20 protein-coding genes and 1 pseudogene are annotated in these 20391 nt (G+C 26.6%); 10 read left to right on the top strand and 11 right to left on the bottom strand.

All coding sequences use genetic code 11. The annotated features are described in order from the left end of the window. Nucleotides 1–174: 174 nt before the first annotated feature. The 5 genes from tsaD to F811_RS0113095 all read right to left on the bottom strand — a co-directional run bounded on the left by tsaD (nt 175) and on the right by F811_RS0113095 (nt 5634). A complete protein-coding gene (tsaD, locus tag F811_RS0113110; RefSeq protein ID WP_020005692.1) occupies nt 175–1197 on the bottom strand; it encodes a tRNA (adenosine(37)-N6)-threonylcarbamoyltransferase complex transferase subunit TsaD in 1023 nt (340 codons plus the stop codon). A gap of 75 nt (nt 1198–1272) precedes the next feature. Further along, a complete protein-coding gene (locus tag F811_RS15830; RefSeq protein WP_020005691.1) occupies nt 1273–2031 on the bottom strand; it encodes a S8 family peptidase in 759 nt (252 codons plus the stop codon). 3 nt (nt 2032–2034) lie between these two features. Then, entirely contained in the window at nt 2035–2790 is a 756-nt protein-coding gene (locus tag F811_RS0113100) for a GAF domain-containing protein (RefSeq protein ID WP_020005690.1), read from the bottom strand. Between the two features lie 189 nt (nt 2791–2979). Then, nucleotides 2980–3108 (bottom strand): hypothetical protein, encoded by a 129-nt coding sequence (locus F811_RS17130; protein ID WP_281167088.1) that lies wholly within the window; start codon nt 3106–3108, stop codon nt 2980–2982. A 180-nt stretch (nt 3109–3288) separates the two neighbouring features. Then, entirely contained in the window at nt 3289–5634 is a 2346-nt protein-coding gene (locus F811_RS0113095) for a toll/interleukin-1 receptor domain-containing protein (RefSeq protein ID WP_020005689.1), read from the bottom strand. A 521-nt stretch (nt 5635–6155) separates the two neighbouring features. Between F811_RS0113095 and F811_RS0113085 the strand changes: the two genes are divergently transcribed. The 9 genes from F811_RS0113085 to F811_RS0113045 all read left to right on the top strand — a co-directional run bounded on the left by F811_RS0113085 (nt 6156) and on the right by F811_RS0113045 (nt 13937). Beyond that, a complete protein-coding gene (locus F811_RS0113085; protein ID WP_020005687.1) occupies nt 6156–6545 on the top strand; it encodes a MerR family transcriptional regulator in 390 nt (129 codons plus the stop codon). 11 nt (nt 6546–6556) lie between these two features. Then, nucleotides 6557–7018 carry a cyclophilin-like fold protein gene (locus F811_RS0113080; RefSeq protein WP_020005686.1) on the top strand — a complete coding sequence of 154 codons (462 nt, stop codon included), beginning with the start codon at nt 6557–6559 and terminating at the stop codon, nt 7016–7018. A 273-nt stretch (nt 7019–7291) separates the two neighbouring features. Then, complete coding sequence (locus F811_RS0113075) at nt 7292–8137, top strand: aldo/keto reductase (protein WP_020005685.1); 846 nt, start codon at nt 7292–7294, stop codon at nt 8135–8137. Nucleotides 8138–8235: 98 nt separating this feature from the next. After that, nucleotides 8236–9156, top strand: a complete 921-nt coding sequence (locus F811_RS0113070; RefSeq protein ID WP_020005684.1) for an aldo/keto reductase — start codon at nt 8236–8238, stop codon at nt 9154–9156. A 193-nt stretch (nt 9157–9349) separates the two neighbouring features. Beyond that, nucleotides 9350–10327, top strand: coding sequence for an aldo/keto reductase (locus F811_RS0113065; RefSeq protein ID WP_020005683.1), 978 nt, complete (start codon nt 9350–9352; stop codon nt 10325–10327). Between the two features lie 249 nt (nt 10328–10576). Next, nucleotides 10577–11086, top strand: a complete 510-nt coding sequence (locus tag F811_RS0113060) for a flavodoxin (RefSeq protein ID WP_020005682.1) — start codon at nt 10577–10579, stop codon at nt 11084–11086. 45 nt (nt 11087–11131) lie between these two features. Then, nucleotides 11132–11581, top strand: coding sequence for a (R)-mandelonitrile lyase (locus tag F811_RS0113055; protein ID WP_020005681.1), 450 nt, complete (start codon nt 11132–11134; stop codon nt 11579–11581). Between the two features lie 103 nt (nt 11582–11684). Next, entirely contained in the window at nt 11685–13154 is a 1470-nt protein-coding gene (locus tag F811_RS0113050) for a flavodoxin (RefSeq protein WP_020005680.1), read from the top strand. A 114-nt stretch (nt 13155–13268) separates the two neighbouring features. Further along, the gene (locus tag F811_RS0113045) at nt 13269–13937 is read left to right on the top strand and encodes a DUF4405 domain-containing protein (protein ID WP_020005679.1); all 669 of its coding nucleotides are present in this window, start codon (nt 13269–13271) and stop codon (nt 13935–13937) included. Here the strand turns inward: F811_RS0113045 and F811_RS0113040 are convergent. Continuing rightward, the gene (locus tag F811_RS0113040; RefSeq protein ID WP_020005678.1) at nt 13934–14827 is read right to left on the bottom strand and encodes a LysR family transcriptional regulator; all 894 of its coding nucleotides are present in this window, start codon (nt 14825–14827) and stop codon (nt 13934–13936) included. The two genes, F811_RS0113045 and F811_RS0113040, sit on opposite strands and share 4 nt — an antisense overlap. Before the next feature lie 156 nt (nt 14828–14983). Here F811_RS0113040 and F811_RS0113035 point away from each other — a divergent pair, with 156 nt between their 5' ends. Continuing rightward, nucleotides 14984–15334, top strand: a complete 351-nt coding sequence (locus F811_RS0113035; RefSeq protein WP_020005677.1) for a MerR family transcriptional regulator — start codon at nt 14984–14986, stop codon at nt 15332–15334. A 64-nt stretch (nt 15335–15398) separates the two neighbouring features. Here the strand turns inward: F811_RS0113035 and F811_RS0113030 are convergent, their stop codons facing one another. The 5 genes and pseudogenes from F811_RS0113030 to F811_RS0113010 all read right to left on the bottom strand — a co-directional run bounded on the left by F811_RS0113030 (nt 15399) and on the right by F811_RS0113010 (nt 20134). Then, the gene (locus F811_RS0113030) at nt 15399–16592 is read right to left on the bottom strand and encodes a class I SAM-dependent RNA methyltransferase (protein ID WP_020005676.1); all 1194 of its coding nucleotides are present in this window, start codon (nt 16590–16592) and stop codon (nt 15399–15401) included. Nucleotides 16593–16714: 122 nt separating this feature from the next. Then, nucleotides 16715–17006 (bottom strand): annotated as a pseudogene (locus F811_RS16130) (Rpn family recombination-promoting nuclease/putative transposase); the annotation flags it as partial. A gap of 55 nt (nt 17007–17061) precedes the next feature. Next, on the bottom strand, nt 17062–18342 hold the full coding sequence (locus F811_RS0113020) for a GNAT family N-acetyltransferase (RefSeq protein WP_020005674.1): 1281 nt from the start codon (nt 18340–18342) through the stop codon (nt 17062–17064). A 57-nt stretch (nt 18343–18399) separates the two neighbouring features. Then, the gene (locus F811_RS0113015) at nt 18400–19230 is read right to left on the bottom strand and encodes a RecB family exonuclease (protein ID WP_026364461.1); all 831 of its coding nucleotides are present in this window, start codon (nt 19228–19230) and stop codon (nt 18400–18402) included. A 25-nt stretch (nt 19231–19255) separates the two neighbouring features. Continuing rightward, entirely contained in the window at nt 19256–20134 is an 879-nt protein-coding gene (locus tag F811_RS0113010) for an ankyrin repeat domain-containing protein (protein ID WP_020005672.1), read from the bottom strand. Nucleotides 20135–20391: the final 257 nt, after the last annotated feature.

Below are 20391 nucleotides of genomic sequence, written 5' to 3'. Positions count from 1 at the left end.
TTGGTGAAGCCCGCAGAGCGAAGGCGGGAAAAAGAACAATAAAAAAATTGACAAACTTAAAAATTTTCAGTATATAACATTTAAGGCTTTACATTATAACAGATACAAAAATTAATGTATTTATGATAATGATAAAGTCTTAATTATAAATTCAAAAAATACTATAATAAATATTTATTTAATACTCTTGTTTTTATTATACTTTTTATTAAGTACTCTAGAAGAGCAGTCCAAACTATAATCAGCAAAACTTTCTTTATCTTTCATATAATATGCAAGTCCTGCTACCATAGCGGCATTGTCAGTAGTATATTTTAAAGCTGGAAGATAGCACTCGAAATCTTTTGAGTTTCCAAATCTCTCACGAAGATAACTATTGCAGGCAACCCCTCCAGATAATGTAACTCTTTTTATACCGATTTTTTGTGAGTATTTAAGAGTTTTTATATATAAAGGCTCTATGGCACTTATTTGAAAGGCTGCAGCTATATTTTCATTTGTGGCTTCGTATCCTTCTTTTAAATATTTTTTAGTAGAGTATACGCAAGCTGTTTTAAGTCCGCTGTATGAGAAATTATATTCATCTATGCCATTAAGTAAAATAACAGGGTATTTTATGGCTTCTTTATTTCCTTCTTTCGCAAGTCTGTCTATTATAGGGCCGCCCGGGTATCCTAGATTTAAAAACTTAGCTACTTTATCAAAAGCTTCACCTACAGCATCATCTAATGTGGTGCCTACAACTTTATATTCCCCGTAGTCATGAACTTCTGTTATTATAGTATGCCCTCCAGATACAACCAATGCTATATATGGAAACTCTATATTATTTGTAAGATGAGGTGAGTAAATATGTGCTGCTATATGGTCTAATGCTAGTAATGGTTTATTTAATGAAAAAGCCAATGCCTTTGCACTTCCTACTCCCACAAGAAGAGAGCCTAAAAGCCCCGGTCTGTTTGTAACAGCAAATAAATCTATTTCATCTAATGATGTATCAGCATCTTTTATAGCTTTATCTATTACATAAAGTATAGCTTCCAAATGTTTTCTTGCAGCAATTTCTGGAACTACTCCTTGAAAATCTTTATGAGCGTCTATTGATGAGCTTAACACTGATGATAAAACTTTATTTCCATCTTCAACTATTGCCACAGAAGTATCATCACAGGAAGTATCTATACCTAATATTTTCATATGTTCTCCAATATATTTTTAGTGATTATAATATATATATTTATATTTGCAAATAGTTTTTTATTGATGTAAAAGTTATCTGCTGTCATTACTGCTTATATTTTTTAATATACTCTTTATTTCAAATGGGGAGAGATTTTTATTTTTTTCTTTGAGAAGAGCAACTATCCCTGATATATGCGGAGCAGCAAAACTATTTCCAAGCATTGTCATATATGAATTGTTAACCCAAGGTACTTTTACATATAAACCTCTTGCCAAAAACTCTATGCAGTTACTGTCTCTGAAATAAAACTCATATTTATCATCGCTTGCTATAGCTTCAACAGATATCACTGAAGAAAATATTGACGGTATGCTGGGTATAGGTTCATTATTATCAGCGGCAACTAAAGTTATGTTTTCATAATATGCCTTGTCTAATAAATTATAAAAATTGCTGCTGTATGTCTGATTTGTAGTTCCTAAACTCAAATTTATAATATCCATTTTATTTTCTATAGCCCACTCTAAACCTTTTAAAAATACATCTACTTTTCCATACAATCTATTTCCCAATACCTGTATGCTGTAGAGTTCTGCATCTTTAGCTATAGAATGTATTATTCCAGCACATGCAGTTCCATGTCCGTACTGATCATATCCTTTATAATCTTTAATAACAGCTTCATCATTTTCGTATTCTACTACAACCCCGCCTTTTATTGGGTTATTATCTTTAAATGCATCATGAGAGGCTTCTATACCGCTGTCTATAATTCCTATTTTTACTCCCTTTCCGCTTAAACCTTTTAATATGTCATCTTTATCTATATGGAATATTTCAGACTTCATAATTTATTTCCTTAAGATCATTTTTTCCAAATGAACTAAATAATTATTTAAAAATTGTTTGCAGAAAGCTAATTCTCTTTCATTGATATTTCCTATTTTATTTAAAAGATTTGAAATTTCTAGTGCCTCTTTTAATATTGGGTTTTTAGTATACTCATCAAGCTGTTTAATAACTTTTTCTTTTTGAGAAACATCTTTAAGTGATGAAGCTAATATTTCCCTTATATTTCTATCAGTATAATTATCTTCAATAACAATAGAGGCTATTTTTGCAAATGAATATAAATGATTCATGTCCTGCTGCGAAAAATGAGAATTATCCTTTTTATTTATAACTTCCAAAACTCCTATAACTTCATTTTTTATTTTTATAGGTACTATTGCTATATCATCTATTTCTATTTTTATAGTGTTTTCTGTATCATGCAAAGCAGCACTTACAGATTTATACATCTCTCTGTTTTCTGATACATCGGCAATGTTTAAAGCCTGTCCAGACATAAATACATTTCCTGTAATACCTCTGCCTATATGTACTTTAAAATCTTCAACCTTTTCATTGTTTATTGTCTTATATGCTTTTAATACCAAATACTCCATATCATCATCTAATAAAAGCAAATGTCCAGCCTCAGCATCTGTTATTGATACAGCAGTATCTATGATTATATTAAAACAATCCTCTTCCTGCTGTGAAGCTGTAATTAAAAGTGCAAGATCTATCTGCTTTATAAGTGAATCCAGATCCAAACTATCCATATTATATAATACCTTTGTCAAAAACTATATTTAATTAAATATATTAAATAGTATTATAGTGTATTTAATTAAATATCTTTATATATTAATTAACATATTTTTATAAAACTTCAAGTAAAATATTTTATTTATGTAATTTTATGATTAAATAAATTATTATACAAAATCTCAAATATTCATAATTTTTATTTATAATTGTTTTATTATGGCATTATTTTTGTTGTAGTAATTTGTATATGATTTTCCAGTATAGTAATAATCAATAGTCATTTTGGCATATACAAATCTGATTTCAGTGAGATTATTATTTAATATCATAGAAACTCGTTTAATTATTATGTTACTATTATCATATTTCTATATAATTCTGTATATTAAATTTCAAAAAATATCATAATGAAATTAAGGTTAATAAAAATGATTTTTATAAAAAACAGTCTTATTTTTAAAAGCTATTACATTTTATATTTTTATATATTATTTTTTTATTTCCGCATCTTAAAATTTTATTATAGATATACCTTTAGTAACATCTATTGCTTTTTGATTAGTTCCCAAATATATAATTTTAGTTATTTTAGAGTTATCATATTCATACATAATTCCAGCACATTTTACTTTGTCAAAAGCTGAATATTTATATTTTACATCTGCCATACATAAATTATTATCTGCATCATAAAATAAAATTTTTATAACATTACCATTATTATCATATTCACGTGTAAGTTTATGAAATCCGTAAAAGCATTTTTTTGTGTTATTATATAATGTTTTATTTTCATTACTGTCATAATAAGTTTCTTCTACAGGCAGTCCTATATCATTATAACTGTATCTGCATATTGCATATCCTGATGATATATTTTTATAATTTCCGTTTTCATCTAAATAGGCATTTTCTATAATGTTGCCTTTTTTATCATATTCTATTAAATGAGAAGCATAACTTTCATAGCCTAAATATTCATGGCTATATACATAGGCATTTATTTTATTATCGCTAATATCATAATATGAAATATTAGTAATCCTATTATGATCATTATACATTACTAATTTTTTATGATAATTATAATTATTTAAAATCTTATTTGTATAGTTTCCGTAGTATGAAACAGAGCTTTTATTAAAATTATTATCATATTCTATTCTTTTTATAGAATACCCGTCTTTTATAAAAGAAATATTTGTATTGGCATCATAATATGTTTTTTCTATTATATTATCATTATTATCATATTTTATAGAACATATAGAATAACCATTTGTATTATAAGCATTTTGATTGCTCATATTCTGAAAATATGTATATATATTATTGCCTAATTCATCATATTTGAAATAACATTTTGAGTATGAGAAATGTATATATTCATCTTTAGAATCCAAATAATTTGCACAAGATATATTTCCGAAACTGTCTAATTCATAATATACAGAAGAATAAAAATTATTTAAAGGTATTATCCTATTATGATTATTGTCAAAAAATGATTTTTTTATTAAATTGCCGTATTTATCATATTCTTTTTCTATATATGAATATCCGTAATCATCATGCATATTATAAAACAAATTATTTTCACTATCCAAGAATTCTTCTTTTATAATACTGTATAGTCTGTTATAGTAGAATTTTATTTTAAATACACCGTTTCTATTTATGATGGTTTCTCCTTCCATATTAATACCATATTCTGTTATTATCATACCATTATTATCAACTTCATATCTTTTTCCGTAAAAGCCGTCTATATCTGATACAAATGTGTTCCAAGAATCCCTATAAAAAAATTCATTTGTAATATATCCTTTATCATTATATTCTACCTCATATCTTACTATAGAACTTTCGTCAGATACAAATGGAAGATTAAATTCATTTTGAAACTCTATTATTTTTAAATCAGAGCTGTATTCTCTAATCATTACTATTTTATTATTATGATCTTTGCATATTATTCTTTTTACATTTCCAGACACATCAGTTTCTGGAATCCATACACTTATATTAAAATTATTTTCATCATCTCTTAATCTTCCAAAACTATTAACTCTCCTTACCTGCTTTAAAACACGCCTTTGCTCTTCAAATATATATGTAACAGCTCTTTTTAAATACATAGACTTTTTTAATTTTCCTATGCCTTTAGGAAGTCCGTATTGATATACAAAATTATTATAGTAAGTAATTTTTAATCTATTATAATCCCATATCAAAATAACAGCTAACGATAATGCCGCAAAAAAACATGATAATATTATAAATTTATTTCTAAATTTTCTCTTTTCTCTTATTTTTTCTCTTTGTCTTAAATCATCAAAATTACAGGCCAATATACATGATAATATTTTTAATAATGCTATTTTTTTAGTTTCTTTTTCTTTTTGATCCGTTTTATTTCTTACATCAGCAGCAAGCGGTTCTATTTTTTTTATTGTACCGTTTTCTTCTATAAATGTTAATTCATCAGGAAAAGCTTCATAAGGCTCTCCGTCTATTAATAAAGCAACTATTCTTTCAGAACGGCCTAATTCTTTAAATATCTTTATTTCATTTTCTATTCTTTCAGATTTTTTACTATTCTTTGAACATATTACCACTAAATATTTTGAATGTATTAATGCTTTTTCTATGTTTATATTGATATCTTTTGAGGATTCTTCACTGTCTTTAAATACCCTTCCTATTCTTTTTTGAAAACCTTTTTTTATTAATTCTTTAGGCACACTCCAATTTTCAAATTCTTTAATAAGCCAATTAGCCCATTTTCTGTCTAAATCTGTATTTCTAGAGCTTATAAAGACATCATAATTATATATAGCTTCTTCATCAATCATTATAATGTATCCTAATCAAATATAATATTTAATAATACAAAATTAGTAATATGATAATATGAGTGTATAGAATCAATTCAGTTATTCATCTGATTATATCATAATTGTAAATTTAGGCAATATAAAGTATATAATAAGATTGTTTAAGAGCAATAGATATTCTTTTTAGTAAAAAAAGCATGCATTCCTTAAACAAAAAAGGAATATCTATGAAATAATACAAATCATGAAAAAAGATAGTATTAATTATTAATAAAGCTAAAAATAAAAGAGTACAAGCTCTCAAATTTAATATTATTATAAGAACTTTATTATTGGAAGAAGAAAATATCAAAATATGTACTGCTGATCTTAAAACTATTTAAGTTTAATTATTCAATACTTTTATGTTATAAATAATTATAATACATAAGTATTTGATATATTTGATACTAATACTATAATTTTTTAATAAATAAATATTGACATTGGAGTGCACTCTAATGCTATAATATACAAAAATAAAGGAGGTAATTAATATTATGACAATAGCAGAAGTTAGCAAAAAAACTGAATTATCTGCCGACACTTTAAGGTATTATGAAAGAATAGGGCTAATACCTGAAGTAGGAAGAAGCGAAAGCGGAATAAGAAACTATACTGATTATGATTTGGGTTGGATAGAGTTTTCAAAATGTATGCGAAACTCAGGTATGTCTATAGAATCTATAATAGAATATATAAAGCTCTACAATAAAGGTGATGTTACATTAGAAGCTAGAAAACAGCTTTTAGTAAGTCAGAGAGATGTTATGCAGGAAAAATTAAATGAACTTCAGGCTACTTTAGATAAACTAAATAAAAAAATAGAAAATTACGGACATCAAATGTCAGTACATGAAAAAGATATGCTTAAAAATAAAAATGATTAAGGATAAATATTATGAAAATAAAAAAATATTTTTTAAGTTTATTAATTTTTTCTATTATGTCATCTATAGCATGCAATTCAGTTTATGGAGATAATACAACTATGGAAAATTTAAATACTTTGAATACTACAATTAATGTAAAAATAAAAGATAAAGAATACAAATTAAAATTATATGATAATCAAACAGCAAAAGATTTTTTAACTCTTCTTCCTTTGACTGTTAATATGAATGATTTAAACAGAAATGAAAAATATTATAACTTGAGCAAAAACCTTACAACTAAAACTGAAAATATAGGCAGTATAAAAACAGGTGATTTCTTACTATACGGTAATAACTGCATAGTATTATTCTATGAGAGTTTTAGAACTTCATACAGTTATACAAGACTTGGATATATAGAAAATACAGAAGGTTTAAAAGAAGCACTTGGAAGAGGGAACATTGAAATAACTTTTACTGTAAATTAAAAAATTATAAGAATGACTATTGACATTGGAGTGAACTCTAATGCTATAATTTGAAGACAATTAATAATGTTGAATGTAAATTTTATTATAAGTGAGTTTATTGATAGCAACAAATATAAAAATTATGAGAATGTGTTAAATTTATTTAAAAGATAATCTGCCAAAGGTGAACAATTTTTATTAGCAATAACCATAAAAATTGTGAGCATCTGCTAAATTTATTTAGCAGATACTTGGAGCGAACAATTTTTATTAACAATAATAGGAGCAAGTATGAAAACTGTAAAATTAAATAATGGACTTGAAATGCCTATATTAGGATTCGGTGTTTTTCAAATACCAGATTATGAAGAATGTAAAAAATCAGTATTAAATGCCATAGAAGCAGGATACAGATTGGTAGATACTGCCTCAGCATATTTTAATGAAAAAGCTGTAGGTGATGCTATAAAAGAAAGCGGTATTGATAGAAAAGAATTATTCATCACTACTAAATTATGGATAACAGATGCAGGATATGATAATGCCAAAAAGGCTTTTGAAGTATCTATGGAAAAACTAGGTTTAGATTATTTGGATTTATATTTGATACATCAGCCTTTCGGTGATTATTATGGTTCTTGGAGAGCTATGGAAGATTTATATAGTGAAGGAAAAATTAAAGCTATAGGTGTATGCAATTTTTATCCAGATAGATTATTAGATTTAGTTATGCATAATAAAATGGCTCCTATGATTAATCAAATAGAAACTCATCCATTTTTTCAAAGGGAAAAGGATAATAAACTTATGAAAGAATATGGCATTCAAATAGAATCTTGGGGACCTTTTGCTGAAGGAAAAAATAATATGTTTACTAATGAAACCCTTACAAAAATAGCAAAAAAACATAATAAAACTGTTGCTCAGGTTATATTAAATTGGCTTATAAAAAGAAATGTTGTTGTCATACCTAAAAGTGTTCATAAAGAAAGAATTATAGAAAACTTTAATGTGTTTGATTTTGAATTAGATGATAATGATATGAATGAGATATTAAAACTTGATACAAAAAAGAGTTTATTTTTATCGCATACTGATATTGAAACTGTAAAATATTTATGCAACTATAAAATTTAATATTTTGTAATTTAATTATAAATTTCTTCCATAGAAATAAACAAATATCGTAATGCATTATAGGTGTATAGTTTATAAATTAATAAAAAGGATAAACAATGAAAAAAGTATTTTTTGGTTTGTTATTTACTTTTATTTTAATTATAACAATATTTTCATTAAATAATAAAGCAGAGGCAAATACTAATATGGAAAACAATAAAGTAGTTTTTAACTTTAATACAAAAACAGCAAAATTAAACAGCGGATATGAAATACCATTAAACGGCATAGGTACATATAGTCTATTAAATGATGAATGCTACAATTCTATACTATTTGCTTTACAAAATGGTGTCAGATTAATCGATACAGCTTATATATACAGAAATGAAGAAGAAGTTGGAAAAGCTGTGAAAGACTCAAAGGTTGATAGAAAAGATATTTTTATTATTACAAAATTATATCCCAATCAATACAGCTATGCAGAAAATGCTATAAATGAGGCATTAAAAAAGTTAGATGTTGAATATATTGATATGATGCTTCTTCATCACCCAGGACAAAATGATGTTGAAGCATACAAGGCTATTGAGAAAGCGGTAAAAGAAGGAAAGATTCGATCTATTGGACTTTCTAATTGGTACATTAAAGAATTAAAAGAGTTTCTTCCTAAAATAAATATAATTCCTGCTTTAGTTCAGAATGAAATACACCCATATTATCAGGATAGTGATGTTATAGAGTATATTCAAAGTTTGGGTGTAGCTGTTCAAGGCTGGTATCCTTTGGGAGGAAGAGGACATCAGAAGGAACTTTTAAATGATAAAGTATTAAAAGATATTGCTCAAAAATATGATAAGTCAGCTGCACAAATTATATTAAGATGGAATTTACAAAGAGAAGTAATTGTAATACCGGGCTCTAGTAATATAGAACATATAATAGAAAATACAGAGATATACGATTTTGAATTAAGTGATGAAGATATGAAGAAAATAGCAGCATTAAACCGTGATGAAAAACATGATTGGTATTAAAAATTAATTGAGATGTGGTTTATATATAGAGTTTTTAAAGTACATATTTTTTAAGTAAATAAAAAATTATATAGTAAATTTGGTTAATATCTCATTTTAAATGAGTTTATTGATAGCAAAAAATATAAAAATTTTTGGTGTCTTTTAAGAGTCTTTAAGCCCTAAATTTTTATTAACAACAATAGGAGCAATTATGCAAAAAAGAAAATTAGGAAATTTAGAAGTATCAGAAATAGGTTTAGGCTGTATGGGATACGGTGTCGTGTATGATGAGCATTATGACAAAAGAGAATTAATATCCGTTATACATGAGGCTATAGAATTGGGTGTTAATTTCTTTGATACAGCAGAGGCGTACGGTCCATACAAAAATGAAGAGGTTGTAGGAGAGGCATTAGAAAAATACAGGGATAAAGTTGTAATAGCTACAAAATGCGGAATAAAAACTGTAAATGGCAAACCTGTACTTAATGCTAAAAGAGAAACTATAATAAAATCATTGGAAGGTTCATTAAAAAGACTTAAAACGGACTGTATTGATTTGTACTATATTCATAGAGTTGATCCTAATACTCCAATAGAAGAGGCAGCCGATACAATGAAAGATTTAATAAAAGAGGGTAAAATAAAGCATTGGGGTATTTCTGAAGCAGGTATTAATACTATAAAAAAAGCTGATGAAGTATGCAAATTGACAGCTATACAAAGCGAATATTCTATAATGTGGAGAGAGCCTGAAAAAGAACTTATACCGTTGTTAGAAAAATTAAATATTGGTTTTGTACCTTTCTCACCTTTGGGTAAAGGATTTTTAACAGGAAGATTTAATAATGCTTCTGACTTTTCAAATAATGATTTTAGAAGTTCCATTCCTAGATTTCAAAAAGAAAATATAAAAGATAATTATAGTTTAGTTGAAGTTTTGGAAGATATAGCTAGAAGAAAAAATGTAACAAAATCTCAAATAGCATTAGCTTGGGTAGTGCATCAAAAACCATTTATAGTACCAATATTCGGAACAAGAAAAATAGAGAGATTAAGAGAGAATATAGCTTCTGTCAATGTAGAGTTTAGCAAAGAGGAATTAGAAGATATTAATAAAGCTATTTCAAGCATAAAAATATATGGAGACAGATATCCAAAGGAGCATTTAGAGATAGTAGGAAAATAAAGAATTAATTAAAAACAAGTTTATTTATAAGAGTAAATATAAAAATTTTTGGTGTATTTTAGGAGCCTTTAAGCCAGAAATTTTTATTAGCAATAACCATAAAAATTGTGAACATCTGCTAAATTTATTTGGCAGATACTTGGGGCGAACAATTTTTATTAGCAACAATAAAAAATAAACGAGCCTCTAGCAACTTTAGTTGCTAGAGAATTCAAGCGAGTTTATTGGTAACAATAATAGGAGCTTAAAATGAAAATATTAATAGCATATTATTCGCATTCAGCAAATACTAAAAAACTTGCTGAACTTATAGGAAAAGTTTTAAAATCAGAATTTCAAAATGTAAAAATAGACTTCTTCTATACTGAACCAGAAAAACCATACTCATCAAACTATAATAAAGTACTAGACGAAGCTAAAAGAGATATAAAAAATAATCATAAACCCAAATTAAAAAACAATATTGGAAGCATAGATGATTATGATATTATATTTATAGGAAGTCCTAATTGGTGGAATACAATGGCAAGTCCTGTAGTATCTTTTATAAGCAGTTTTGACTTTTCTAATAAAATTATTATGCCTTTCTGTACGCATGGAGGAGGCGGAGCTGGTATTATCAGAGCAGATATAGAAAAATTAACTAAATCAAAACAGGTTGGAAAAATATTGAGCATATATGGAAATACAAGCAGTATAAATAATTCAGAAAGTGAAATAGAAAAGTGGATTAAAAATATAAAAATAAATGTAAAATAAAAAATTTAATAATTAAAAAATAATTAAAAAATAAGGAGAAATAAAATGTCAGATTATGAATACCAAAAAGCACCAGAAAAAACAGTATTTATAAAAAAAGGCGAAGGAAGAAAATTCAAAGGTTCAAAAGAATGTTTCACAGGCGATGTTGAAGTAGAATTATTGACAGATGCTAATGAAGATTCTCATTTTTCTGTAGCATATGTAACATTTGAAGCGGGTGCAAGAACTGCATGGCATACTCACCCTTGCGGTCAGCATTTGATAGTAGTTGAAGGCATAGGACTTACTCAGGAAGAAGGAGGAGAGATTTTAGAGTTTTATGAGGGAGAAGCACTTTACTGCCCTAAAGATAAAAAACATTGGCATGGAGCATCTCCAGACTGCAGAATGAAGCATATTGCAATAACAGGAGATAAAGACGGTAATAATGTTACTTGGTTAGAGCATGTTACTGATGAAGAATATAATGCTTATAAAAATAATAAAAAATAATATGTGATTTTTATTCTATAACTTTTTCTACATACTTTTTCATCTTAAATAAATATTAGTAAAATATATTATAAACTTCATTTTTAATTAAAAGGAGGAAATTATGAAAAATAAAAAAATAATATCAATATCTGTTCTGGTTATAGCCGTAATAGTTTTTTATACATTAAACAAATCAGAGAATAATATAATTCAAAATCAGCAGGTTTTTGCTCAGGAAGTAAACAAACAGGTAAATAATTCAGGAGATGAAAAAATGATAAATGATAATTTGATATTATTAGAAGGCGGAACTTTCATGATGGGAAGCCCAGATAGTGAAAGACAGCGTGATAAAGATGAAGTTTTACATGAAGTTACACTAAATCCATTTTACATAGATCCGTATGAAGTTACTCAAAAGGATTATCAAAATATTATGGGTAAAAATCCAAGCCATTTTAAAGGTGAAAATCTTCCAGTAGAAAATGTTACTTGGTATGATGCTATAGAGTACTGCAATGCTTTAAGCAAGGCCAAAGGACTTACTCCAGCATATACTATAGAGGGAAATACAGTAAAATGGAATAGAAATGCTAATGGATACAGACTTTTAACTGAAGCAGAATGGGAATATGCAGCAAGAGCTGCTACAAGAACAGTATTTAATTCTCTTAATCATATTACAAGCGACAATGCCAATTTTGAAGGAAGCTATCCGTATCTTATAGAAGAAAATTATGTTAACCCTCATAACCCTGATGTAAAAACAAGCCGTTATAGAGGAAGAACATTAGAAGTAAATAGTTTAAGTCCTAATCAATTCGGGCTTTATAATATGCATGGAAATGTATCAGAATGGTGCTTTGATTATTACGGGGAATATGATACAGAAAATAATCATAATCCCTTCGGTAGTCAAAACGGTTCTTTAAGAGTAAGCAGAGGAGGAAGCTATATTGACTTTGCCAAACATTTAAGAGCTGCATACCGTTCTGCATGCAATCCTTTAAGCACAGACAGAAATACAGGATTTAGAATAGCAAGAAATGCCAAACCTATTAATGACATTATAGAAACAGTTTATTCTCTAAATATAAAAATACCTCAAAACCCTAAAATATTAATAGCTTATTTTTCTTATTCTGGAAATACCAGAAACGCTGCTGAGATTATAAAAGAAAAAACTGGGGCTGATATAATAGAAATAAAAATGAAGACCCCATACAGAGGAAGAGGAAACATATACGAAACATCTCAGATAGATTTAAATAATAATGTATATCCAGAATTAACAGATCATGTTCAAAATATGGAAGAGTACGATGTCATACTTTTAGGCTACCCTACTTGGTGGGCTACTATGCCAATGCCTGTATTTTCATTTATAAAAGAATATGATTTTTCTGGAAAAAGTGTTATTACATTCAGCAGTCATGGAGGTACTATGTTTGGAGAAAGCGTTTCTGATTTGGCTAAACTTATACCAGATGCTTATGTAGGATTAGCTTTAGAGTTTAATTATTCTGGAGGAAGAGAATTAGAAAATAGAATTTCTGAGTGGTTAAAATTAAATGCTATAAATGAAATATAATTGAAATTTTAGGTAAAATTTTTTTATTTTACTTTTATTTATATAGTTTATATACTCCCAATATTTATAAAGGTATTGGGAGTTAAGTAAAAAATTTAATAAGGCAGACTGCTAATGAAATTAAAAAAAATAATAAAAATTATAATAGATATTCTAATGTACATTATATTTATTTATCTTATGAGCTACAGACCCGGAAGAGGTTTATTTCTTCATGGTATATTTGGTTTTACTCTATTTATTTTATTTATACTTCATCATCTATTAAATATAAAATGGTATGGCAGCATTATAAAAGGAAAATACGGATTTATAAAAAAACTATTTATAACTATTAATTTTTTATTATTTTTTGATATGATTGTAATGGCAGTAAGTTCTATCATGATGTCTGGAGATATATTTGCATTCTCTCCTTTCATATCTAATCAGTTTGCAAGAAATTTGCATGTAGTATCAACATCGTCTGGATTTGTACTTATGATATTTCATCTAGGACTTCATACCAATAATATTTTCATAAGCATATATACAAAAGTGAAAGATACATATTTAAAATACATTTATATTGTTTTATTTTTAATAATTTTATTTTTAGGACTATACTCTTTTATAATAAGCGGAATTATTAACTCTATATTCCTTATACCTAAAGAAAATCATTCATTTTATGATTTATATTTTTATTTTCAGTATATAATGATGACTATAGGAGCTTCTCAAATAGTACATTTAATTTTTATAGTTTCATACAAAATAAATAAAAAAATGAATAAACATTAATTGCCTAATTTTTCTTTAACTTTATCTAAAAATATCTTAGAGGCTTTTGAAAATACTTGATTTTTCTTCCATATAATACTTGAAGTTACATATAATTTGGGTTTTAAAGGTATAAAACATAATTCACTTTCACTTACTGTATTTATAAGTTTATCCATAGTAACCGCATATCCTATACCCTCTTCAACCATAATAGCAGCATTATAAATAAGATTATAAGTTAAAACTATGTTTAATTTATCAATATCTTCACCAATCCATTCATAAAATTTATTACTTTTTGATTTATTATTAAAAAATCTTTTGGGACATATTATTGGAATATTTAACAAATCCTCTTTAGTTATATACTTTTTTTTAGATAGATGAGAATCTTTTTTCATTAATAAACCATACAATTCTTTATAAGGCATTTCTATATAATCGTATTTAGCATCATCAAAACTTCCTATTAATAGTCCGAAATCAGCAAGTCCTCTGTCTAACTTTTCTGTAATATCTGAATATACTCCGCTATGAATATGATATATTATATTTGGATATAAATCTCTTAACTCTTTTATAATATCCGCTATAATTTTTATATAATATGTCTCTCCGCTTCCTATATAAATGTCTCCTGCGATTACATCTTCAGAAGACTTAAACTCCATTTTAGTTTTTTCTATTAAATCAATTATCTCTTCGGCTCTCTTTTTTAAAAGCACTCCATCAGGAGTAAGTTTTATACTATAATTGCTTCTTACAAAAAGTTTTTTTCCTATCTCTTTTTCTAAATTATTTATTTGTCTTGAAAGATTAGGCTGAGTAAGATTAAGAGTATTTGCTGCTTTTGTAATGCTTCCCTCTCTAGCTGAAGTAAGAAAATATTTTAATGATTTTATATCCATAAATAAATATTCCAATTATTATTTTTTACTTATCATATCATATATAACAATATTTAGTAATACTTTTTTATTATAACTAAATATAAGATATAAGTATTTGATATATTAAGATTAATACATTAAAATAGGCTCATAATTAATAATAAGGAGTACATCATGACTATATCAGAAGTAAGCCAATTAACAGGACTAACCAAAGACACTTTAAGATACTACGAAAAAATAGGAGTAATACCAGAAATAGGAAGAAGCGAAAGCGGCATCAGAAACTATAATGAATATAATTTGAAATGCATAGAGTTTTCAAAATCAATGCGTGATTTAGGCATATCAATAGACTCCATTATAAAATATATTAAACTTTACAAAAAAGGTACAAATACAATAAATGAAAGAAAATCAATACTAATCAATGAAAGAGATGAAATGCAAAGACATTTTAATGAATTAAAAATAAAATTAGAGAAGCTAAACAAAAAACTAGAAGAGAAAGATTTTTTTAATTAAAAATTATTATAGTTTGAATTATGAAGATAATAATTTTATCCTTCATAATTCACTTTTATTTAAATTAACATCTCTCTAAATATGATACAACTTCTATATGATAAGTATCAGCAAACATATCTACAATACTTAAATCTAATAATTTGTAATAGTCTTTTAATAAATTAATATCACGAGAAAAAGTCATAGGATCGCATGAAACATATATGATTTTTTTGGGCTTAATTCTTATTATTTCTTTTATAGTTTTTTTATCAATGCCTTCTCTTGGAGGGTCTAATACTAATACATCAATATCATAATTAATATTTTTTAATGTTATAAAAGATTCTTCATTCTTTATATTAAAATTATATTTGTTTGCTATATATACAGAATCCTTGCTTATCTCAGAAGAAATAAATTTATATTGTTTATTAAAACTTATTAATTTACTTTCTATAGCTGCAGTAAAAAATCCGCTTCCTGCATAAAGTTCTATTATAGTATTATCATCTTGAGTTATATATTTTAAAGCCTCATCTTGAAAAATATCAAGTAAATATAAATTACTCTGAAAAAATGTTTTATGCCCTATGCCTATATTACCATATTTAGTTTTATAAGTCATACTCATATCGCCAAAACTTCTAACTGTTTTATTATATTTTACAGTTATGCCATTAAAATATTTTTCAAAAGATTTTATATTTATTTTTTTATTACACTCTAAAAAAGCAAGAGACTCTCTATCATTATTTTCTATAGCATAAATACTGCCTGTAATATTATTTTCTTTTGAGAAATCTTTTATTCTTTTAAATAAACTATCTTTCAAAATAATACATTCATCAATTGCTGCAAAATCATTAGTTTTAAATCTATAAAAACCAATACTGCCATTTATTGCTATCATATTTACTCTAAGTCTGTAATTATAATTTTTATCATAAATAATCTTTATATCTTTTTTATATTCAATATTTCTAACAGCATTTAAAACTATATTCTTTTTTATAGAAAGCTGTTTATTATAATCTATATGATTAAATACACACCCTCCGCAAATACCAGCATATTTACATCTTGGTTTTATTCTGTATTTGGAAGGCTCTATTATTTTTTCTATATATCCATAAGAAAATTTCTTACTTTCTTTTGTTATATTTATATCTAATACATCTCCCTCAACACTATGAGGAATAAATATAATTTTCCCATCATTATTTTTAGCAATTCCGTATCCGCCGTAAGCCGTGTCTATAATTTCAACTTTCATAAAAAATTTTATCCATTATAATATAAAAAACTTGTTCGTAACAATACATATCATTCTTACAAATGGCAGGCACTGATAAGTTTTTTATTTTTTATATACTGAGTACTGTTAATTCACTAATAAATATTTTTTGCAATATAATACAATATTCTTTTTATAAAATTATTATTTCCTACTAATTGTATTTCAACAAGTACCTTTTTACCATCTTTAGTTTTTGCTTTAACATCGAGGATAGACTCTTTTAAATTCTCATTTTCTGCCAAGTTATAAGGATTAATTATTTCAAGATTTCCTATAGACTCAAAACCAACATCATACAGCATTGACAATATTTTCTAATATATCCTCATTGCCTTCAGTACCGATTAAGTATCGTACGAATAAATCATTAAGCCTATTGATCTCTTTCATAGTATTATTATACTAAAATAAATATAAATTGTCAAAGAGGCATAATATTATTAACTTAAAAATAATCAGAAAAGTAAACTTGCTCTTTTGGTATAATAGATTCAAGTAAATTAATACCTTTTATACTAGATTCTATTCTTCCTATTTTGTATAAATAAGACGGACTTTTATAGCTCATAAGCATAGCTGTAAGTGTCTGAATATTCATCTTTATAATATATCTGTCTTTAGAGTTTCTTTTATATTCTTTATTTAATCTTTTGCATATAGTGTTTCTATCTTCGTCCCAATATATTAGAAAGCTGCCATTATTCCATTTTGCCATATTATCTTTTATTATCAAATTAATTTTTTTATTTTTAGGCTTTCTTAAAAAAGGATAATTGATAATAAACGCTTTAACATCAGTAATTCTAGCCATTATATAAGGTCTTATAGTTTCTTTTATCTCGCTGTCTTCGAGTAAAAATGCCATAGGTTCATTTGTATAATTATAACCATGAACTTTATCAACCATAGAAAAATGTGCCGATATATAATTCCAAAGCCCAAGCCTTGCCTCAAAATTAAGATAAACCATCTCTTTGACATGAAAAATATCATTTTCTATAACATAAACTAAAAAACCCTTAGCCTCATCTTTTTCATCATAATATATGGCAACTATAGTATCATCGACGTCCCATCTCCAATACTCTTCCCACTCTAAATCACCCCTAATCAATGCACCATGCCTCATATGAGAAAACTTATCATAAAGCTCTTTCAAATCTTTACTATCTGAAGCAACACGCTCTACCCTTCCGCTATTTGTAATAGTTTTTGGAAGCTGAGTATCTTTAATTTCAAAACTCATCTTATCTGAAATAATCTCCCAGCCCTTTCTCCTATAAAAAGGTATAGAGTAAGGATATAACACCGATATAGTCTGACCCTCCTTTTTCATAATCTCTATACTTTTTATCATCAAATCATTCATAAGACCAAGATTAGAATATTCTGGATATGTAGCAACACCTGTAACACCAGCCATTTTATATATAACGCCATGTATATTCATCTTCATAGGATACACAGCTATTTGAGAAGCTAGTTTTTCTCCGTCAAACCAGCCAAGTACTTTAGCTTTAGTCAATACAGCTGATTTTGCCTGTTTTATTTCATCTATTTCATAACCTAAAGTAATAAGCTCATTATTGCTTACCTGAAACGCGTATCTTAAAAGATTATTAAACATTTCTAAATCTTCTAATGTCAGATATCTTATTTTAAACTTATCTTTTTTTCTTTTTATTATATTTTCTTTTGAATATTCTTTTTTATTATGACTGCTCATAAAGTTCCTATTTTTTATAATTAATGACATGCAGAATTAATGAGTCTTTATAAAAAATTAATTGTCATTAGAATTTTCTATATTAGCCATAAAAAGCTCATCTGACGGAAGAACTAAATCCTCAATATTATCTTCTTTTCCCTGACATAACTTAAAGAAATCGCAAAACTCACAATGCCTTCCCATTTTTTTATCAAAGGCTCTATCATATCTTATATCATCAACTATTTCATCAAACCATTCTCTTAAATAATTAATAGATTCTGGAGTAAACTCTACAGTATCAAATTTATCATCTTCAAAATGATAATAAGATCCGCTTGTAACTTTGAATTTAAGACCATCTAATATACATGCATATAATTTTAACTGTATAGTTTTTCTGTCCCTTTCATCATTATCTTCGCCTACATCATAATATTTGGTTGTTTTATAGTCAACTATTTGTAATGTACCGTCAGCAGATAAATCTATTCTGTCTATTCTGCCAAATAAAATATAATCTCTAACCCTATTTTCCATATAGCTTTCCATTTTATAAGGCACTTTATTTGAGAAAGAATTAAAGAAATTAGAGAGCATATAAAGTCCTCTCTCTCCCAATTCCTTTTCTTCTTCTCTGCTGTTAAAGAAAGCTCTTATACCGCTTCTTTTCCATACATTTCTAAATATAGTATATAAATTCTCTAATGTTCTCTCCTCAGCCCTCTGCTCATAAAACTCCTTACAAGCCAAATGAATAGCATTACCAAAGATAAAGTAAACATTAACACTTCTTTTTTGTTTTTTAAAAGGCTTTTCAATATATGTATATCTGTACTTTCTAGGACAAAGCAAATATGTAGACATACTATATTCACTAAATCTTTGTAATTTTTTTGCTTCCATAAAACAATATAAAGAATATAAAAAATTATTGATTTGCAGGCTGGGTATTATCTACAGTCATATATTTATTTAATAATGCTTCTATATCAGTATCATTAGTGACATTAACAGCTCTTTTACCTTCTATATCAGCAATATTAGCATCAGCACCATTATTTAAAAGAATCTCAACAGCTCTATAACTATCTGAAGCTGCAGCAAAATGTAATGGAGTCCAGCCGTCATCATCTTGCATATTAACATCGGCTTTATATCTAATTAAAATAGATATGACTGTTACCTGATTATTCATAGCAGCCCACATTAAAGGTGTAGTACCAGTATTATCACCTACATTAACAATATCTATTTTAGAGTTTCTAGCAGCAGCAGAATCTAATATAGCCTCAACAACCTTATAATATCCTTTTGCTGAAGCAATATGTATAGCCATAGCATCATCTATACTGTCTTTAGCTAAAATATCTGCCCCATAACTCAAAAGCATAGTTACTATATCACTATATCCGTAATATGCCGCAAGCAAAAGAGGTGTTTGTCCGTCAGCATACCATTTAGTATCTGAATCTGTAAATACACTGTCAACAGGAAGTGTAGGGTTCATATTAATTTTTTTGTGTGATAATAATTCTTTTACTATAGCAGGCTTATTAGCTTTCACGGCTAAATGCAAAGCTGACCAGCCTTCAGCATTCGTACTATTAACATCTGTACCATTTTTAAGAAGTTCTCTAACTTTAAAAATATCTCCGCTTTCTATAGCAGTAAAAAATATGCTGTTAGAATTAATGGTTTCTTCTCCATTATTATTGGAATTAGTAAAAAGTTCAGAATTTGTAATTTCCTGAGAATATAAAGCAAAACTTAAGAAAAATAAACTAAAAATAATATATATTTTTTTCATAAAAAATTATATCCTTCCATATTAATATTATAACATTGCAAATTATATTATAAAAGTTTAAAATACACAATAAGAAATATAAGAATTTTAATATAATATTATTCAATATATTGACTTATATGTAGTAATATTATATTATAAGGAGATGATTAATGAAAAAACCACAACACACAACACACAACACACAACACACAACACACAACACACAACACACAACACACAACACACAACACACAACACACAACACACAACACACA

Source organism: Brachyspira innocens ATCC 29796, assembly GCF_000384655.1.
GTDB lineage: Bacteria > Spirochaetota > Brachyspiria > Brachyspirales > Brachyspiraceae > Brachyspira > Brachyspira innocens.
Note: the sequence above shows the minus strand (reverse complement) of the source record. Positions and strands in the feature narration are given on the sequence as shown.

What these genes read in the sequence shown, in the direction of transcription:
- F811_RS0113060 (WP_020005682.1), top strand. Translation starts at nt 10,577, where the DNA reads ATGAAAATATTAATAGCATATTATTCGCATTCAGCAAATACTAAAAAA.
- tsaD (WP_020005692.1), bottom strand. Translation starts at nt 1,197, where the DNA reads ATGAAAATATTAGGTATAGATACTTCCTGTGATGATACTTCTGTGGCA.
- F811_RS0113020 (WP_020005674.1), bottom strand. Translation starts at nt 18,342, where the DNA reads ATGAGCAGTCATAATAAAAAAGAATATTCAAAAGAAAATATAATAAAA.
- F811_RS15830 (WP_020005691.1), bottom strand. Translation starts at nt 2,031, where the DNA reads ATGAAGTCTGAAATATTCCATATAGATAAAGATGACATATTAAAAGGT.
- F811_RS0113050 (WP_020005680.1), top strand. Translation starts at nt 11,685, where the DNA reads ATGAAAAATAAAAAAATAATATCAATATCTGTTCTGGTTATAGCCGTA.
- F811_RS0113070 (WP_020005684.1), top strand. Translation starts at nt 8,236, where the DNA reads ATGAAAAAAGTATTTTTTGGTTTGTTATTTACTTTTATTTTAATTATA.
- F811_RS0113035 (WP_020005677.1), top strand. Translation starts at nt 14,984, where the DNA reads ATGACTATATCAGAAGTAAGCCAATTAACAGGACTAACCAAAGACACT.
- F811_RS0113095 (WP_020005689.1), bottom strand. Translation starts at nt 5,634, where the DNA reads ATGATTGATGAAGAAGCTATATATAATTATGATGTCTTTATAAGCTCT.
- F811_RS0113100 (WP_020005690.1), bottom strand. Translation starts at nt 2,790, where the DNA reads ATGGATAGTTTGGATCTGGATTCACTTATAAAGCAGATAGATCTTGCA.
- F811_RS0113080 (WP_020005686.1), top strand. Translation starts at nt 6,557, where the DNA reads ATGAAAATAAAAAAATATTTTTTAAGTTTATTAATTTTTTCTATTATG.
- F811_RS0113045 (WP_020005679.1), top strand. Translation starts at nt 13,269, where the DNA reads ATGAAATTAAAAAAAATAATAAAAATTATAATAGATATTCTAATGTAC.
- F811_RS0113030 (WP_020005676.1), bottom strand. Translation starts at nt 16,592, where the DNA reads ATGAAAGTTGAAATTATAGACACGGCTTACGGCGGATACGGAATTGCT.
- F811_RS0113040 (WP_020005678.1), bottom strand. Translation starts at nt 14,827, where the DNA reads ATGGATATAAAATCATTAAAATATTTTCTTACTTCAGCTAGAGAGGGA.
- F811_RS0113075 (WP_020005685.1), top strand. Translation starts at nt 7,292, where the DNA reads ATGAAAACTGTAAAATTAAATAATGGACTTGAAATGCCTATATTAGGA.
- F811_RS0113085 (WP_020005687.1), top strand. Translation starts at nt 6,156, where the DNA reads ATGACAATAGCAGAAGTTAGCAAAAAAACTGAATTATCTGCCGACACT.
- F811_RS0113015 (WP_026364461.1), bottom strand. Translation starts at nt 19,230, where the DNA reads ATGGAAGCAAAAAAATTACAAAGATTTAGTGAATATAGTATGTCTACA.
- F811_RS0113065 (WP_020005683.1), top strand. Translation starts at nt 9,350, where the DNA reads ATGCAAAAAAGAAAATTAGGAAATTTAGAAGTATCAGAAATAGGTTTA.
- F811_RS17130 (WP_281167088.1), bottom strand. Translation starts at nt 3,108, where the DNA reads ATGATATTAAATAATAATCTCACTGAAATCAGATTTGTATATGCCAAA.
- F811_RS0113055 (WP_020005681.1), top strand. Translation starts at nt 11,132, where the DNA reads ATGTCAGATTATGAATACCAAAAAGCACCAGAAAAAACAGTATTTATA.
- F811_RS0113010 (WP_020005672.1), bottom strand. Translation starts at nt 20,134, where the DNA reads ATGAAAAAAATATATATTATTTTTAGTTTATTTTTCTTAAGTTTTGCT.